The sequence below is a fragment of the Mycobacterium simiae genome (assembly GCF_010727605.1).
Lineage (GTDB): Bacteria > Actinomycetota > Actinomycetes > Mycobacteriales > Mycobacteriaceae > Mycobacterium > Mycobacterium simiae.
In genome coordinates this window covers 4,193,697-4,210,560 of the sequence record NZ_AP022568.1, presented here as the reverse complement: position 1 = coordinate 4,210,560, position 16,864 = coordinate 4,193,697, and the positions used below count along the sequence as shown (strand labels likewise).

17 protein-coding genes and 1 rRNA gene are annotated in these 16,864 nt (G+C 63.8%); 1 reads left to right on the top strand and 17 read right to left on the bottom strand.

Annotated elements, in window-relative coordinates; genetic code table 11:
* Positions 1–95: 95 nt before the first annotated feature.
* A 16S ribosomal RNA gene (locus tag G6N33_RS19750) occupies positions 96–1,614 on the bottom strand.
* Positions 1,615–1,991: 377 nt separating this feature from the next.
* A complete protein-coding gene (gene murA, locus G6N33_RS19745) occupies positions 1,992–3,245 on the bottom strand; it encodes a UDP-N-acetylglucosamine 1-carboxyvinyltransferase (RefSeq protein WP_044507343.1) in 1,254 nt (417 codons plus the stop codon).
* A 69-nt stretch (positions 3,246–3,314) separates the two neighbouring features.
* On the opposite strand from murA, the gene G6N33_RS19740 reads away from it, so the two are divergent.
* Positions 3,315–3,905 (top strand): cob(I)yrinic acid a,c-diamide adenosyltransferase, encoded by a 591-nt coding sequence (locus tag G6N33_RS19740; protein ID WP_044512158.1) that lies wholly within the window; start codon positions 3,315–3,317, stop codon positions 3,903–3,905.
* Between the two features lie 33 nt (positions 3,906–3,938).
* Here the strand turns inward: G6N33_RS19740 and G6N33_RS19735 are convergent, their stop codons facing one another.
* The 15 genes from G6N33_RS19735 to rpmE form a co-directional block, all read right to left on the bottom strand.
* Entirely contained in the window at positions 3,939–4,382 is a 444-nt protein-coding gene (locus G6N33_RS19735) for a DUF2550 domain-containing protein (RefSeq protein WP_044512161.1), read from the bottom strand.
* A gap of 6 nt (positions 4,383–4,388) precedes the next feature.
* On the bottom strand, positions 4,389–4,754 hold the full coding sequence (locus tag G6N33_RS19730; protein WP_044507345.1) for a F0F1 ATP synthase subunit epsilon: 366 nt from the start codon (positions 4,752–4,754) through the stop codon (positions 4,389–4,391).
* A 50-nt stretch (positions 4,755–4,804) separates the two neighbouring features.
* On the bottom strand, positions 4,805–6,256 hold the full coding sequence (gene atpD / locus G6N33_RS19725) for a F0F1 ATP synthase subunit beta (RefSeq protein ID WP_044507347.1): 1,452 nt from the start codon (positions 6,254–6,256) through the stop codon (positions 4,805–4,807).
* A gap of 22 nt (positions 6,257–6,278) precedes the next feature.
* Complete coding sequence (locus G6N33_RS19720; RefSeq protein WP_044507349.1) at positions 6,279–7,196, bottom strand: F0F1 ATP synthase subunit gamma; 918 nt, start codon at positions 7,194–7,196, stop codon at positions 6,279–6,281.
* Positions 7,197–7,202: 6 nt separating this feature from the next.
* Complete coding sequence (atpA, locus tag G6N33_RS19715) at positions 7,203–8,870, bottom strand: F0F1 ATP synthase subunit alpha (RefSeq protein WP_044507351.1); 1,668 nt, start codon at positions 8,868–8,870, stop codon at positions 7,203–7,205.
* A gap of 52 nt (positions 8,871–8,922) precedes the next feature.
* Positions 8,923–10,263 carry a F0F1 ATP synthase subunit B/delta gene (locus tag G6N33_RS19710; RefSeq protein ID WP_044507352.1) on the bottom strand — a complete coding sequence of 447 codons (1,341 nt, stop codon included), beginning with the start codon at positions 10,261–10,263 and terminating at the stop codon, positions 8,923–8,925.
* Between the two features lie 6 nt (positions 10,264–10,269).
* Positions 10,270–10,779, bottom strand: a complete 510-nt coding sequence (locus tag G6N33_RS19705; RefSeq protein ID WP_044507355.1) for a F0F1 ATP synthase subunit B — start codon at positions 10,777–10,779, stop codon at positions 10,270–10,272.
* A 9-nt stretch (positions 10,780–10,788) separates the two neighbouring features.
* Positions 10,789–11,034, bottom strand: a complete 246-nt coding sequence (locus G6N33_RS19700; RefSeq protein WP_090609504.1) for a F0F1 ATP synthase subunit C — start codon at positions 11,032–11,034, stop codon at positions 10,789–10,791.
* Between the two features lie 95 nt (positions 11,035–11,129).
* Positions 11,130–11,888 carry a F0F1 ATP synthase subunit A gene (gene atpB / locus G6N33_RS19695; protein ID WP_044507358.1) on the bottom strand — a complete coding sequence of 253 codons (759 nt, stop codon included), beginning with the start codon at positions 11,886–11,888 and terminating at the stop codon, positions 11,130–11,132.
* The gene (locus G6N33_RS19690; protein ID WP_044507360.1) at positions 11,881–12,390 is read right to left on the bottom strand and encodes an ATP synthase subunit I; all 510 of its coding nucleotides are present in this window, start codon (positions 12,388–12,390) and stop codon (positions 11,881–11,883) included. The genes atpB and G6N33_RS19690 overlap by 8 nt, the downstream gene beginning before the upstream one ends.
* Before the next feature lie 224 nt (positions 12,391–12,614).
* The gene (locus tag G6N33_RS19685) at positions 12,615–13,832 is read right to left on the bottom strand and encodes a glycosyltransferase family 4 protein (protein WP_044507362.1); all 1,218 of its coding nucleotides are present in this window, start codon (positions 13,830–13,832) and stop codon (positions 12,615–12,617) included.
* A 30-nt stretch (positions 13,833–13,862) separates the two neighbouring features.
* Positions 13,863–14,516 carry an L-threonylcarbamoyladenylate synthase gene (locus G6N33_RS19680; RefSeq protein WP_044507364.1) on the bottom strand — a complete coding sequence of 218 codons (654 nt, stop codon included), beginning with the start codon at positions 14,514–14,516 and terminating at the stop codon, positions 13,863–13,865.
* The gene (gene prmC, locus G6N33_RS19675; protein ID WP_101528546.1) at positions 14,509–15,381 is read right to left on the bottom strand and encodes a peptide chain release factor N(5)-glutamine methyltransferase; all 873 of its coding nucleotides are present in this window, start codon (positions 15,379–15,381) and stop codon (positions 14,509–14,511) included. Before prmC ends, G6N33_RS19680 begins: the two co-directional genes overlap by 8 nt.
* Entirely contained in the window at positions 15,378–16,451 is a 1,074-nt protein-coding gene (gene prfA / locus G6N33_RS19670; RefSeq protein ID WP_044507367.1) for a peptide chain release factor 1, read from the bottom strand. The genes prmC and prfA overlap by 4 nt, the downstream gene beginning before the upstream one ends.
* Positions 16,452–16,567: 116 nt before the next feature.
* Positions 16,568–16,810: a 50S ribosomal protein L31 gene (gene rpmE / locus G6N33_RS19665; protein WP_044512164.1), complete on the bottom strand. Its 243-nt coding sequence runs from the start codon at positions 16,808–16,810 to the stop codon at positions 16,568–16,570.
* Positions 16,811–16,864 lie beyond the last annotated feature (54 nt).

The following is a 16,864-nucleotide window of genomic DNA, read 5'->3' as shown; positions in this document are numbered from 1 at the left end:
CCTGTTGTTGTGCACCCGGCCCTCGTCCACTACAGACGAGAACCCCTCACGGCTCACACCCCACCAATTGGAGTGTTTCTCGTGGTGCTCCTTAGAAAGGAGGTGATCCAGCCGCACCTTCCGGTACGGCTACCTTGTTACGACTTCGTCCCAATCGCCGATCCCACCTTCGACAGCTCCCTCCAAAAGGTTAGGCCACTGGCTTCGGGTGTTACCGACTTTCATGACGTGACGGGCGGTGTGTACAAGGCCCGGGAACGTATTCACCGCAGCGTTGCTGATCTGCGATTACTAGCGACTCCGACTTCACGGGGTCGAGTTGCAGACCCCGATCCGAACTGAGACCGGCTTTAAAAGGATTCGCTTAACCTTGCGGCATCGCAGCCCTTTGTACCGGCCATTGTAGCATGTGTGAAGCCCTGGACATAAGGGGCATGATGACTTGACGTCATCCCCACCTTCCTCCGAGTTGACCCCGGCAGTCTCTCACGAGTCCCCGGCATTACCCGCTGGCAACATGAGACAAGGGTTGCGCTCGTTGCGGGACTTAACCCAACATCTCACGACACGAGCTGACGACAGCCATGCACCACCTGCACACAGGCCACAAGGGAACCGACATCTCTGCCGGCGTCCTGTGCATGTCAAACCCAGGTAAGGTTCTTCGCGTTGCATCGAATTAATCCACATGCTCCGCCGCTTGTGCGGGCCCCCGTCAATTCCTTTGAGTTTTAGCCTTGCGGCCGTACTCCCCAGGCGGGGTACTTAATGCGTTAGCTACGGCACGGATTCCAAGGAAGGAAACCCACACCTAGTACCCACCGTTTACGGCGTGGACTACCAGGGTATCTAATCCTGTTCGCTCCCCACGCTTTCGCTCCTCAGCGTCAGTTACTGCCCAGAGACCCGCCTTCGCCACCGGTGTTCCTCCTGATATCTGCGCATTCCACCGCTACACCAGGAATTCCAGTCTCCCCTGCAGTACTCCAGTCTGCCCGTATCGCCCGCACGCCGAGGGTTAAGCCCCCGGTTTTCACGAACAACGCGACAAACCACCTACGAGCTCTTTACGCCCAGTAATTCCGGACAACGCTCGCACCCTACGTATTACCGCGGCTGCTGGCACGTAGTTGGCCGGTGCTTCTTCTGCAGGTACCGTCACTTGCGCTTCGTCCCTGCTGAAAGAGGTTTACAACCCGAAGGCCGTCATCCCCCACGCGGCGTCGCTGCATCAGGCTTGCGCCCATTGTGCAATATTCCCCACTGCTGCCTCCCGTAGGAGTCTGGGCCGTATCTCAGTCCCAGTGTGGCCGGACACCCTCTCAGGCCGGCTACCCGTCGTCGCCTTGGTAGGCCGTCACCCCACCAACAAGCTGATAGGCCGCGGGCCCATCCCACACCGCAAAAGCTTTCCACCACAAGGCATGCGCCAAGTGGTCCTATCCGGTATTAGACCCAGTTTCCCAGGCTTATCCCGAAGTGCAGGGCAGATTACCCACGTGTTACTCACCCGTTCGCCACTCGAGTACCCCCGAAGGGGCCTTTCCGTTCGACTTGCATGTGTTAAGCACGCCGCCAGCGTTCGTCCTGAGCCAGGATCAAACTCTCCAAACAAAATCTCCTCGATCAACGAGGGGGATTCAAATCAGAGATAATCTGACCTAACAAAAAGACACCAAATACTGGCATCAAAAACGACCATACCTACACACGGGGAGTGTTAAAAGTATGGTCAAAAAAACAACAACAAACAAAAACACCAAACACACTATTGAGTTCTCAAACAACACTCTTGCTTGTTTTCGCCCTCTTCGGGGCAACCCTGCCAGCTTAATACTGATCTGGCCGAGTCGTCAACCCCCAGTTTTTTGCGATCTTGGTGATCGCTGCGAGGGCAGCCGTGCCAGGTTAGTACCAATCCGGCGAGGGAGTCAAGCCTCGGTCTCGGTCTCCTTCGGGAGGCGACCGCGCCTGTGGGGCACTGACTTTGGTTACTGTACCCGCTCGATCTCCGCTCCCAAAATCGCCAGGTTTTCGACGAACAATGGGTAGCCGCGATCGATGTGGAAGACGTCGTGGACCTCGGTGTCTCCGTCGGCGACAAGACCCGCCAACACCAGGCCCGCGCCGGCGCGGATGTCCGAACACCACACCGGTGCACTGGACAGTTGCGGCAGTCCACGCACGACGGCGTGATGCCCGTCGGTGCGGGCGTCGGCGCCGAGCCGAATCATTTCCTCGACGAACCGAAAGCGCGCCTCGAACACGTTCTCCGTGATCATCGAGGTGCCGTCGGAGATCGACGCCAGCGCGATCGCCATCGGTTGCAAGTCCGTCGGGAAACCGGGAAACGGCAGCGTCGCAACGTTCATGGCCTTGGGACGTTCGTACTGGGTGACCCGGAAGCTGTTGTCCGTCTGGGTAACGGTGGCACCCGCGTCGTGCAGTTTGTGCAGCACCACTTGCAAGTGCGCCGGGTCGATACCGGTTACCGAAATGTCGCCGCGGGTAATGGCAGCGGCGATCCCCCAGGTGGCGGCCACAATGCGGTCGCCGATCACCCGGTGCTCGGTGGGGTAAAGCCGGTCAACTCCGGTGATGGTCATCGTCGGCGAGCCGGCGCCTTCGATCTGCGCGCCCATTTGGTTGAGCATCGTGCACAGGTCGACGACGTCCGGTTCGCGCGCCGCGTTGTGGATCGTAGTGACACCCTCGGCCACGACGGCGGCCATCAGGATGTTCTCGGTGGCGCCCACCGACGGGAATTCCAGCTGAATCTCCGCGCCGCGCAACGTATCCGCGTGCGCGACCACGCATCCGTGCTCGATATTGCAGGTCGCCCCCAGTTGCCGCAAGCCTGCTTGATGCATGTCCAGCGGACGAGACCCGATCGCGTCGCCGCCGGGCAGCGCGACCCGCGCTTGTTTGCACCGGCCGACCAAGGGGCCGAGCACGCAGACCGATGCGCGGAATTGCCGCACGGCGGCGAAGTCGGCGTCGTACTTGGGTTCGTCGGGCGAAGTGATGCGGGCGACATCGCCGTCGAGTTCGACAGTGGCGCCCAGGCCGCGCAGCACCTCGGCCATCAACGGCACATCGAGAATGTCGGGACAGTTGGTGATGGTGCTGGTGCCTTCGGCCAGCAGCGTCGCCGCCATCAGCTTGAGCACGCTGTTCTTGGCGCCCCCCACTGCGACTTCGCCTGACAACCGGTTACCTCCGGTCACCACGAATCGCTCAGCCACCCGTGTCAGTCTAGTGAAGCGCTATCGGCTTGTCAGTCAGCTAAGCGGTTGGCCGAGTACGGTTTGGTCATGGCCGTGCACCTGACCCGCATCTATACGCGAACCGGCGATGACGGAACCACGGGACTGAGCGACTTCTCGCGAGTCTCCAAGAACGACCCCCGCCTGGTCGCCTACGCGGATTGCGACGAGGCCAACTCCGCGATCGGCGTCGCCATCGCCGTGGGTCGTCCCGATGCCGGGATTGCGGCGGTGCTGCAACAGATCCAGAACGATTTGTTCGACGCCGGCGCGGACCTGTCCACCCCGGTCGTGGCCAAACCCAAGTACCCGCCGCTGCGCGTGGCGCAGTCCTATATCGACCGGCTCGAAGAGTGGTGTGACAAATATAACGAGCCGTTGGCGCCGCTGAATTCCTTTGTGCTGCCCGGCGGTTCGCCGCTTTCGGCGCTATTGCATGTGGCGCGCACGGTGGTGCGCCGCGCCGAGCGGTCCGCGTGGGCGGCCGTGGATTCCGCGCCGGACACGGTCAACGCGTTGCCGGCGAAATACCTCAACCGATTGTCCGATCTGCTATTCATCCTGTCGCGGGCGGCCAATCCCGATGGCGATGTGCTGTGGAGACCGGCGGGGAAGCCGGGCGACGACGCCGCCGACTGAACCGGGTGATCGGTTGGGCCGGTGCGGCTTTGGTCAAACGCTACGGCGACGCGACCGCGGCGACGGACGTGATTCCAGCCACGACAAGAAGGCCGTCAAAGCGCCCTGATCGAGGGCAATTTCATAGCCGGATCTGCGTTCCTGCGTGGTATCGCGCAGCTCGAGCACCACGATCTCGTCGGTCATGATGTCGAACTCGTCGCCACGCGGTGCGCGCCGGGCCACGATCTCGACACCGCGCCTGCTCAGCCGCCGGTCCGGCCATAGCCGCAAGCTGGACAGGCGGTAGAAGGCCGCCTCCCCGCCCCGGTATCGGATCACGCCATGCCGCCAGCCGTGACCACCGATCGCGGGGATATCCCGCATGATTCCGGCGGTACCGCCCTGGCGCAGTTTCCACAGCCGATAACTCAACCCGAGGACCGCCGCGCCTAAGACGACAACGAGCACGACCATGCCGATCATGGGCGCGCTCATCGGCATCTAGTCGATCGCGCCGACGGCGCGCAATCTCGCGCGGCCGCGAGCCGCGATACGCGGGTCGTCGGATTCGGAGTCCTGCCGCGCCGAGGCCTCGTTGATCTCCGATTCGAACTCCGCGGATTCGGCGAGAATGGTGACACCGTCCTCGGTCACCGACAAGAAGCCGCCGTCAACCGCGACCCGGAGGTCGTCTTGGCCTTCCCGCTCGACCCGCACCATGGCGTCGTCGACCAGCTGTGCCACCAACGGGATGTGCCGCGGCAGGATGCCGATTTCACCCACGGTGGTGCGGGTGAACACGAACGTTGCCTCGCCTGACCAGATCTTGCGATCGACGGCGACGATTTCGACGTTCAATTCAGCCATGCCACAAACCCTTTCGATGCCTTGCGGACCCTCCTAGGTGACACCGCAAGCTAGAGCTTGGCGCCAAGACTCTCGGCCTTCTTGGCCAGGTCGTCAAGACCACCGATCAAGAAGAACGCCTGCTCGGGCACGTGGTCGAACTCACCTTTGGTCAGCCGATCGAATGCCTCGATGGTTTCCTTCAGCGGGACCGTCGAACCTGGCTGCCCGGTGAACTGCTCGGCCGCCATCATGTTCTGCGACAGGAAGCGCTCGATCCGCCGGGCTCGGTTGACCAGCTGCTTGTCCTCCTCGGACAGCTCGTCAATACCGAGGATCGCGATGATGTCCTGAAGGTCCTTGTATCGCTGCAGGATTCGAATGACTTCTTGCGCCACCCGATAGTGCTCGTCACCGACGACGCTGGGGTCGAGGATGGTCGAACTGGAGGCCAGCGGGTCCACCGCGGGGAAGATGCCCTTGGAGAACACCGAACGCGACAGCTCGGTGGTGGCGTCCAGGTGCGCGAATGTGGTCGCCGGTGCCGGGTCGGTGTAGTCGTCGGCGGGCACATAGACGGCCTGCATGGACGTAATCGACTTTCCTCGCGTCGAGGTGATGCGCTCCTGCAGCTCGCCCATCTCATCGGCCAGCGTGGGCTGGTAGCCCACCGCCGACGGCATCCGGCCGAGCAGCGTCGAGACCTCCGATCCCGCCTGGGTGAACCGGAAGATGTTGTCGATGAACAAAAGCACGTCCTGGCCAGCCTCGTCGCGGAACCACTCGGCCATGGTCAGCGCGGACAGCGCCACCCGCATACGGGTGCCGGGCGGCTCGTCCATCTGACCGAACACCAGCGCGGTGTCTTTGAGCACGTTGGCTTCCTGCAGCTCGACCCACAGGTCGTTGCCCTCACGGGTGCGCTCCCCCACGCCGGCGAACACCGAGGTACCGCCGAAGTTGCGAGCAATACGGTTGATCATCTCCTGAATGAGCACGGTCTTGCCCACGCCGGCACCGCCGAACAGGGCGATCTTGCCGCCGCGGACATACGGGGTGAGAAGGTCGACGACCTTCAGACCGGTCTCGAGCATCTCGGTGCGCGGTTCCAGCTCTTCGAACGGCGGCGGCTTACGGTGAATCGACCAGTGCTCGAAGTCGTCGCCGTAGCCGGGCTTGTCCAGGCAGTGTCCGAGCGCGTTGAAGACGTGTCCCTTGACTTCCTGACCGACCGGCACCGAGATGGACGCACCGGTGTCGGTCACCTCGACACCGCGAACCAGGCCGTCGGTGGGCTGCAGCGAGATAGTCCGCACCAGGTTGTCGCCGAGGTGCTGGGCGACCTCGAGCGTGAGTGTCTTCTTGAGCTCTTCGAACGTGATCTCGGCGTGCAGCGCGTTGAACAGTTCCGGAACGGAACCGCGCGGGAACTCGACGTCGACGACCGGCCCGGTGATCCGTACCACGCGGCCGCTGGTGTCGGCGCTTGTCGACTTAGTGCTCTTTTCGGCAGTCGCAGTCATATTTCTTCGCTTCCTCGTGGTGCTATCGGGCTCGGGCGTCCGCGAGCGCGTTTGCGCCGCCGACGATTTCACTGATCTCTTGGGTGATCTGGGCCTGCCGCTCGCGGTTCGCCATGAGCGTCAATGCCTTGATCAGATCGTCGGCATTGTCGGTGGCCGACTTCATCGCCCGCTGGCGCGACGCCAGCTCCGATGCCGCGGACTCGAGCAGCGCCGTGTACACGCGGGTGGTCACATACCGGGGCAGCAGCGCGTCGAACAGTGTCGTCGCGTCCGGTTCGAACGAGTACAGGGTGTGCAACGTATCGGATTCTTCGGAGTACTCGACGACCATCGGTGCCATCCGGTGGGCCGTCGTGGACTGCGACAGCATCGACTTGAATTCCGTGTACACGATGTGCAATTCGTCGACACCCGCGTCGTCCGATCCCTCCTCGACACCGTCGCTGCCGGGGATGAAAGCGTCCACCAGCGTGGACGCCACCTCGGCGGCTTTCTCGACGGTGGGTTGCTCCGAGAAGCCGGTCCAGGAACCGGTGATCTTCCAGTTACGGAAACTGTAGTACCCCAACGCCTTACGGCCGACCACGTACAGCACCGGCGTCTTGCCCTCCTCCCTCAGCAAGGAGAACAGCTCCTCGGCGCGACGGAAGACGCTGGAGTTGTAGGCACCACACAGACCGCGGTCCGAGGACACCACCAGCACGGCCGCCCGCTTCGGCTCCGACCGTTCGACGAGCAGCGGATGATCCAGCGCCGCCTCGCTGGACAGCGTGGTCAACATGTTGGTGATCTCTTCGGTGTACGGGCGAGCGGCCTGCAGCCGGGCCTGAGCTCTACCGATACGCGAGGTCGCGATCAGCTCTTGGGCTTTGGTGATCTTCTTGATCGCACCGGCGGAGCGGATCCGTCCGCGCAACTCACGAAGTGTGGCAGCCATCGAGTATTACTTCTTCTTCTCTTGCTTCTTCTTGTCTTCGGGCGCCGGCTTGTTGACCTTGACCGACTCCTTGCCCAAGTCTTCTTCGTCGAGGGCCTCGACGTGCTCGTCCGGCACCACCGATCCACCATCGCTGGCGGCGAAACCCTTCTTGAATTTGCCGATGATGTCTTCGAGTTGCGCCTCGGCCTCTTCGGAAAGCTTTCCGCTGTCCCGGATTCCGGCCAGCAGGCTTTCCTCCGAAGCCCGCATGTGGTCCAGCAGCTCCGTCTCGAAGCGGCTGACATCCTCGACGGGCACCGAGTCCAGATGCCCGCCGGTGCCCAGAAAGATCGACACCACTTGTTCTTCAACGGGAAGCGGCTGGTATTGCGGCTGCTTGAGCAACTCGACCAGCCGCGCGCCGCGGTCCAGCTGCGCCTTGGACGTGGCATCCAGGTCGGAAGCGAACGCGGCGAACGCTTCCAGCTCGCGGTACTGGGACAGGTCGAGCCGCAGCGAGCCGGCGACCTCCTTCATGGCCTTGATCTGCGCGGCGCCACCGACCCTCGACACCGAGACACCGACGTTGATGGCCGGCCGCACACCCTGGTTGAACAGGTCGGACTCTAAGAAGCACTGTCCGTCGGTGATCGAGATGACGTTGGTGGGGATGTAGGCCGAGATGTCGTTGGCCTTGGTCTCGATGATGGGCAGGCCGGTCATCGAACCGCCACCGAGTTCGTCGGAAAGCTTCGCGCAGCGCTCCAGCAGCCGCGAGTGCAGGTAGAACACGTCGCCCGGGTACGCCTCGCGACCCGGCGGGCGGCGCAGCAGCAGCGAGATCGCGCGGTACGCCTCGGCCTGCTTGGACAGGTCGTCGAAGACGATCAACACGTGCTTGCCGTCGTACATCCAGTGCTGGGCGATCGCCGAACCCGTGTACGGTGCAAGCCATTTGAATCCAGCGGAGTCGGATGCCGGTGCGGCCACGATGGTGGTGTAGTCCATCGCCCCGCCCTCTTCCAGCGCGCGCCGCACGGAGGCGATCGTGGTGCCCTTTTGGCCGATGGCCACATAGACGCAGCGCACCTGCTTCTTCTCGTCGCCGGTCTCCCAGTTCTTGCGCTGATTGAGGATCGTGTCGACGCACACCGCCGTCTTGCCCGTCTTGCGGTCGCCGATGATCAGCTGACGCTGGCCGCGCCCGATCGGGGTCATGGCGTCGATGGCCTTGATGCCGGTCTGCAGCGGCTCGCTGACGCTTTGCCGCTGTACCACCGAGGGGGCCTGGATCTCGAGTGCACGGCGTGTGTCGGTCTCGATGTCGCCCTGGCCGTCGATGGGCTCACCCAACGGGTTGACCACCCGGCCCAGGAACGCGTCGCCGACAGGCACCGAAAGTACTTCGCCGGTGCGCTTGACCTGCTGGCCCTCTTCGATCTTCTCGAAGTCACCCAGGATCACCGCGCCGACGCTGTGCTCGTCGAGGTTGAGCGCGACACCCAGGACGCCGCCGGTGAATTCGAGCAGCTCCTGGGTCATGACCGACGGCAAGCCATCGACGTGCGCGATGCCGTCGCCGGCGTCCACGACGGTGCCTACCTCTTCGCGGGAGGTGTCGGAAGTAAAGGAGCTTACGTACTCCTCGATTGCGCTCTGGATGTCATCAGCGGAGATTGTCAACTCGGCCATGGCTTTTCGTCTTCCTACTTGATTCTGTCGTTCGCGGGGATCGGTTTGGTGGTCAGTCGGGCAGGTGCGCCTCGGCCGCGGCGAGGCGCGACGTGAGCGTCCCGTCGATCACCTCGTCGGCCACGGAGATCAGCAGCCCACCGAGCAGATCCGGTTCGACCTGCAGGTGCACCGTGACCGGATGCCCGTAGATGCGACCAAGCACCTCGGTGAGGCGAGTGCGCTGGGCGTCGCTGAGCTCGGCCGCCGCGCTGACTTGGGCGATGACCTCACCGCGGCGGGCCACCGCAACTTCGGCCAAGAACTGGATGGCTTCCTCGGCCGACTGACCGCGCAGCAGCTCGATGGTCTGACTCAGCAGGGACAGCACGATCGGGTTGACCCGGCCGCTGGCGCTCTCCAGCACCTTGCGCAGCAGGGCTACCCGCTGCTCGGACGGGACGACGTAGTCGCCCAGCAGGATGGCAAGGCGGGGCTGGGCGTCGAGAACGCGGGAGAAACGGAACAGCTGGTCTTCGACCTCATCGACCTTGCCGTCGCGCTCGGCGACCTCCAGCAGCGCTTGGCGCGACACATGTTCGATCGCATCGATCAGGTCGTTGTTGGCAGACCAACGTTCGGAGACGGCCGCCCGCAACACCCCGAGGGTGTTTTCGCCGACCTTGTCCGATACCAGCCGCTCGATCAGCCGGACGCGCGGTGACGCATCTTCGGCCGGCACGGTGAGGTACCGGGTCACGACCGCTTCATGACTCAGCAACCGGCCCACCGAGACCAGCTCGGCCGACAGGGTGGAAAGAGCTTTGCTGTCAAGGTCTTTGGCGACGTCGCGGAATTGTTCGGTGAGGTTGGCCAACGCGACCCGGCTCGACGAGCGGAACTTGGACTGCAGCGGGTATTGGACGTCGGCTGAGGCCGGCGCCATGTCGTCGAGTTCATCCAAGAAACGGTCGACGGTAGACGCCTGCTGGGCGGAATCGGCGACATAGTTGCGCACCAATTCCGTTGCCTGACGTACAGATTCGTGACCCAGTTCCAGGCGAAGCTGACGTGCCAGCTGCGTCCGCAGCAGTTCGACCTGCCGGGATCCCTGTCCGATGATGCGCGCCGACTCGACTTCGGCCTGGGCGGACAGCTGCTCGGCGATTCGCTCGGCATCCGCCTTGGCCTCTGCCACCACCTGCTTGGCTTCCGACTCAGCAGCTTGGACGGCTTTACTGTGCGCCGCAGTCGATTCCGTCAACCGGTCCGAGGCCTTCGCCGCGTCCTCCAACTGCTGGCGCACGGTGTTTTGCCGAGCGGCCATCAAATTGCGTACTGGCGGCACGACATAACGCACCACCAGGAAAACGATGGCGGCGAATCCGATCAGCTGCCCGATAAACGTCGACATTGATAGTTACCTTGCTGCGGCAGTGGTTGTGACGTCGACACCGAGGACGCGACTGGCCAAAGTCGCTGACATGGAAGCCACGTTGGCACGCAGATCCAGTTCCACGGCGTCCCTTTCCCGCTTCAATTGCTCGGCAGCCTTCTGGACCGTCGATGCCACCTGCTGCTCGGCACGGGCGCGGGCGTCCTCGACAGCCTTGCGACCTTCCGCCCTGGCGCTATCACGCAGGGACGACGCCTGAACACGGGCTTCCCTCATGGCGTTTTCGTAGTCCGCTTCGGCGGCTTCGAATTGCTCGTTCGCCTTTTTCGTGTCGGCGGCGGTCTTGGCCACCATCGCGTCGCGTTCGCGGAGCACCTTCATGACCGGCGGCACGACGAACGTGCCGATCACGATCAGCACGATCAGGAAGATCGCCAGCACGAAGAAGAACGTGCCATTGGGGACAAGAAAGTTGTTGCCCCCCTCTGCTGCTATCTGGCTGGATGCCAGAACGCCGCGGCTCGCATCTCCCATCACAGCGAACTAGCCGACGGGGGTTGCGAATACGAACAGCGCCATGAAGGCCAGGTTGATGAAGTAGGCCGCCTCAACCAGACCGACAGTGATGAAGAACGGCGTGAACAACCGGCCTTGCGCCTCCGGCTGCCGGGCGATGCCCGCAACCAGCGCGTTACCGGCGATACCGTCACCGATACCGGCACCGATCGCACCGCCGCCCATGATGATTCCACCGCCGATGAGAGCAGCGGCAGCGACTTGGGGGTCCAGGGCCATTCTTATCCTCCTTATATCTGGTAGGGGTCTACCAGGTTCCTGTAATGGTGTGTGGCTCAGGCCGATTGGTGAGCTGATTGGTGTGGGTCTCAGTCATGGTGATCCTCGATCTCCATGGCTTGGCTGAAGTACAAGATGGTCAAGATCGAGAAGATGAACGCCTGGATCGCACCGACGAACAAGTCGAAGGACTTCCAGATCGCGTTGGGCGCCCACATGATGTAGGGCGGGAAGAGCGCGATCAGCGCGACCAGGATGCCGCCGGCGAAGATGTTGCCAAAAAGTCGGAGCGACAACGAGATCGGCTTGGCGAGCTCTTCGACCAGGTTGATCGGCGCCAGGAACGCCACGTGCCCCTTGAGCACCGCCACCGGGTGTCCGACAATGCCACGGCGCCAGATGCCTGCCACGTGATAGCAGACGAAGACGAACAGGGCCAGCGCCAGAACGTAATTGATGTCCGCGGCCGCCGATTTCAGCAGCTCGGTGGTGTGCCCAGACGCGTCGGTGTACTGCAGCGGTAGCACCGACAGCCAGTTGGAGATCAGGATGAACACGAAGATGGTGACGGCCAGCGGCAACACGAACGGCGCGATCCGCATCCCCACCGCGCTCTCAATCTGATCGCGCATCTGGACCGTGATGGCCTCCCAGAACAACTGAACGCCACTGGGCACACCGGTGGAAGTGATCTTGGCGCGCAGGAAGAAAGCCAGGGCGATCACGATGATCGCGGCGATCCCGGTCGACAGGATCGTGTCGGTGTTGACCGTAAGCCCGAACCAGGTGGCGTGGCTGTGCTCGCCGACCTCGATCGCGCCTTCGGCCAAAAACGACGTGTCAGTCATCGTTGTTGTTTCCTCTTTCCATGCCTTTTTCCAAGTCTTTTTCTAAGCCTTGTTGCAAGCCGTCCAAGGTGTCGTCGCATGCCGACTCCGCGCCGCCGGCGCGCAGCTTCTTCCATACCGGCAGTGCAGTCGAAAGCACCAGCACCACCTGGAACAGTGCCAGGCCGAATACCACGCCCAGTCCGGCTGGCCGGAAAATGTAGGCGATGATCAGACCGATGACGGTGATGATCGCGAGCCGGGTTGCCGAGTTGATCGCCATCGAACTTTTCAAGGGGTGTTCTTTCGCGGTGATCGATGCCACCGAGCGACGCACCAGCAATGCGTTGAGCAAACCCAGCAGCAACCCGACACCGAAGAAGACTCCGACCATCAGGTGACCGGCGAACCCGGCGGCCGCCATCGCCACCGCGGTGATCACAGCGCTGATCACCAGGAGCCGGATTGGACGGAAGGCAACAGAGGGAAACACCAACGGCGCGTCCTGCGCTGGTGTCGTCACTGCAGCACCTCAATCTGGATTGATGGAGCGGGAACCTTCCGACCGACTGATCGGTGGTCCGCCGAGCGTATCGCACGTCACAGCCGAATCACTCAAGGGGTAGCTCCCTCGGTCGATCGACAATCGGCACTGCCGGAAAACGATCTGGCAACCCGATTGGCCGGCAACCCACAAGTTTCAATTTGGGGTTCTACCAGCACCGTACCACAAGGTCAGCGGCACTACTACTCTCCGTCGTAGTCGTCGCGACGTCGTAAAAGCGGGATCGCCGTCGCAACCCCCGCAACCACAATGGCGCCCAACATCACCGCGCCGGTGTCGCGCGGGTTGAAAAAGATCGTGCTGGCGGCGCCGAACGCGACGATGCCCACCCACAAATAAATGAGCAGTACCACCCGACGGTGCGAATGACCGATCTGCAGCAGCCGGTGATGCAAATGCATCTTGTCGGGGCTGAACGCGCTGCGGCCCGCCCGGGTGCGCCGCACGATGGCCAGCAGCAGGTCGAGCATCGGAACGAACATCACCGCGACGACCAGCAGGAAGGGTGACAGCAAGGCAAAGACATCGCGGGCGCCGTAGGCGTTCTGCGAAATCGGACCCGCCGCGGTGGTGGAGGCGGCGGCCAGCATCAATCCGATCAGCATGGAGCCGGAGTCGCCCATGAAGATCTTGGCCTTGTGAAAGTTGTGCGGCAGGAAGCCCAAACACGCCCCGGCGAGCACGACCGAGATCACGGCGGGCGGATAGAACAGGACGTCGCCGCCGTGGTCGCGCAGCAGTCCGACGGAGAAAATGCAGATTGCCAGCGCGGTGATGAGACCCAATCCGGCGGCCAGCCCGTCGAGTCCGTCGACAAAGTTCATAGCGTTGACAATCGAGACGGTCAGGGCCAGCGTGAGCAAGATCGACGACGCTTGATCCAGCACGATGGTGCCCACGCCGCCGAACGGGATGTACAGGACGCTCCAGGCCACACCCATGGTCACCAGCACGCTGGCGGCGGTGATTTGGCCGGCGAATTTGGTGAGCGCGTCCAACCCCCAACGGTCGTCGATCAGCCCGATACCCATGATCACCGCGCCTGCCACCATGACCGCGGGCATACCGGTGGAGTAGACGAAACCGCGGGTCAGTGCGGGCAGCTCGGAAGCCAAGAACACCGCGGAGGCCACACCGACGAACATCGCCAACCCGCCCATGCGGGGGGTCGGCGTCACATGCACATCGCGTTCCCGCGGGTAGGCGACCGCACCCAACCGGGTGGCCAACACCCGCACCGGCCCGGTCGCGAAGTAGGTGATGATCGCGGCGGTCAGTCCGACCAGCGCCAGCTCCCGCAGTGGCACCCCGGCACCACGATCGGCCAGGGCGTGCAGACCTGAGGCAAGAATGGCTAGATTGCTGCCCGGCTCGCTAGACACCACGCGACCGTACGCCACCTTCCATCGGAGCTGAATCCTTGCTTCGGGCTAGGCGATCAATCGCCCCGGATCGATGCCGAGTACTTCCGCGATCCGCTCGGCACTCACCGGTCCCGCCCGCAGCAGCCGCGGCGTCTCCCCGGTGAGGTCGACGATCGTGGAGGCGGCCTGTTGTTGGGCGGGCCCGGCGTCGAGATAGACGTCGACGAGATCGCCGAGCTGGGCGCGGGCCTCCGCGGCGTCCACCGCGGCCGGGCGCCCGGAGACGTTGGCGCTGGACACCGCCATCGGACCGACCTCGCGCAGCAGCTCGATGGCCACCGGGTGCAGCGGCATCCGCAGCATCACGGTGCCACGAGCATCGCCGAGATCCCATTGCAACGACGGTGCCTGTGCCACAACAAGACTCAGCGCGCCAGGCCAAAATGCGCGGATGAGGTCCCGCGCCCCATCCGGCACGGTGTAGACCAGGCCTTCGATGGTGTGCCAGGAGCCGACCAGGACACCGACCGGCATGTCGCGGCCCCGCCCCTTCGCGGCAAGCAGTGCGGCCACCGCGGAGTTGTCGAAGGCGTCGGCACCGATGCCATACACGGTGTCAGTAGGCAGCACCACCAACCGGCCGCCCTTCAGCGCCCCGACCGCAGCGGCGATCCCGGCCGAACGTTGTTCGGGCACAGCACAATCGAACACCTCAGCCACGGAGGGCACCCCGGGTCTGCGGGTGCGCCGCACGCCGGCGCGCGGTCACAAACCGTGGCCGGCCGGCCAGATCGCGCCGTGCCTGGATGTCGTCGAACAGGCCGGTGGCCGCGACGACGTCGACGGTGGCGTAGGAGGTGGTGTCGTCGTGCTCGACGGCAAACTGGCCGCCGGGGCGCAGCCAGCGCCCAGCCAGACCGGCCAGCGCGGGAATCACCGCCATGCCGTCGGTGCCGCCGAACACCGCGTGCGCCGGGTCATGCCGGGCCACCTCGGGCTCCAGCACGACATCGTCGGGCACGTAGGGCGGATTGGCCACGATCAGGTCAACCCGTCCGTCGAGCTCGGGAAGCAGGCCCGCAGTGCTGACATCGGCGCGCACCAGTTCCACCGCGGTGCCCGCGACGTTGCGGCGCGCGTAGTCCAGGGCCGCCTCGGAGTCGTCGATGCCGATGACGCGGGCGGTAGGCCAGTGCACAGCCAGGGCGATCGCCAAAGCGCCCGAGCCCGTGCACAAGTCGACGATCACAGCTGGCGCCGTCAGGCGCTGCGAGATGGCCCATTCCAAGATCGCCTCGGTCTCTGGCCGCGGAATGAACACCCCCGGGCCCACCTGCAGCAGGACCGGGCCGAACGCGGCCGTCCCGGTCAGATGTTGCAACGGCACCCGCCGCGACCGCGCGGCGACCGCGTCGTGGTAGCGCACCAAGAAGTCGTCGTCGATCGATTCGATCAGCGTCAACCGGCCGCGTTCGGCACCCGCCACGTAGGCGGCCAACTCCTCGGCATCGAAACGCGCCGAATCGATTCCGGCTTCGGCAAGCACCGTCGCAGCAGAATCGATCACGCGTCTCAGGGCGGTCATGCCTGTTGCAACCGTGCTTGTTTGTCGGCGGCGCTGAGCGCATCGAAGAGGGCATCCAGGTCACCGTCGAGAACCTGGTCGAGATTGTGTGACTTGAAACCGATTCGGTGATCGGTGATGCGGTTCTCCGGGAAGTTGTAGGTGCGGATCCGTTCGCTGCGATCCACGGTGCGGATCTGGCTGGCCCGATCCGCCGACGCGTCGGCCTGCGCCTGTTCCTCGGCGAGTGCCTGCAGCCGGGCGGCCAGCACCTGCATGGCCCGAATCTTGTTCTGCAGCTGTGATCGTTCGTTCTGGCAGGTGACGACGGTTCCGGTGGGCAGGTGGGTGATTCGCACCGCCGAATCGGTGGTGTTGACGCCCTGCCCGCCCTTGCCGGACGACCGGTAGACGTCGATGCGCAGATCCGACTCGTCGATCTGCACTTCGCCGACCTCTTCGGGTTCGGGATAGACCAGCACGCCGGCGGCCGAAGTATGCACCCGCCCTTGGGATTCCGTGACCGGGACGCGTTGCACGCGGTGTACGCCGCCCTCGAACTTCAACCGCGACCACACCCCGTCGACCGAGTCGCCCTTGCTGGCGATGGTCAACGTCGCATCCTTATAGCCGCCCAGGTCGGAGGTGGTCTCGTCCAGTACCGTCACCGTCCAGCCGTGCCGCTCGGCGTAGCGGATGTACATCCGGGCTAGATCGGCGGCGAACAACGCCGATTCTTCGCCGCCTTCACCGGATTTGACTTCCAGCACGACATCGTCGGCATCGTGCGGATCGCGCGGCGCCAGCATGTCGGTGAGCTGCGTGTCGAGTTCGGCCACGCGCGCTTCGAGTTCGACGACCTCGTCAGCGAACGAGTCGTCGTCGGCGGCCAGTTCGCGTGCGGTCGCCAGATCGTCGCGAGCGGCCTCCAGCTTGCGATGGGTGGCGACAATCGGGGCCAGTCGGGCGAATCGGCGACCCGCCTTGCGTGCCTCGTCGGGATTGCCGTGCAGCTCGGGATCCGACAGTCGCTGCTCGAGCTCGGCGTGCTCGGCGAGCAGCACGTCAATCGTCTGTACCGGCTGCGTCATCACACACCTCCTTCCCCGTCTCCCCCGGTCTCCCGGGCCGTCAGGAGCTTATTGGCCGCAAACGCGAACCGACGCCCGGCCTGCGCTGTTGCACAGTTCGGGCGTCGGTCAGGCAGCTATTTACCGGCTGATTCAGCCTTGTCGGCTCCGGCCTTGCGCTTTCCGTAACGCTTCTCGAAGCGTGCAACCCGGCCGCCGCTGTCCAGAATCTTCTGCTTGCCGGTGTAGAACGGGTGGCACTGCGAGCAGACCTCGACGACGATGCGACCGCCTTCTTTGGTGCTGCGGGTCTGGAACGTGTGACCGCATCCGCAGACCACCGTGGTCTCCGCGTAGGCGGGATGAATGTCAGTTTTCATGATGTCCTCTTCGATCTGGTCGAGCATCGATTATGCCAGGTCAGCCACTCCTCC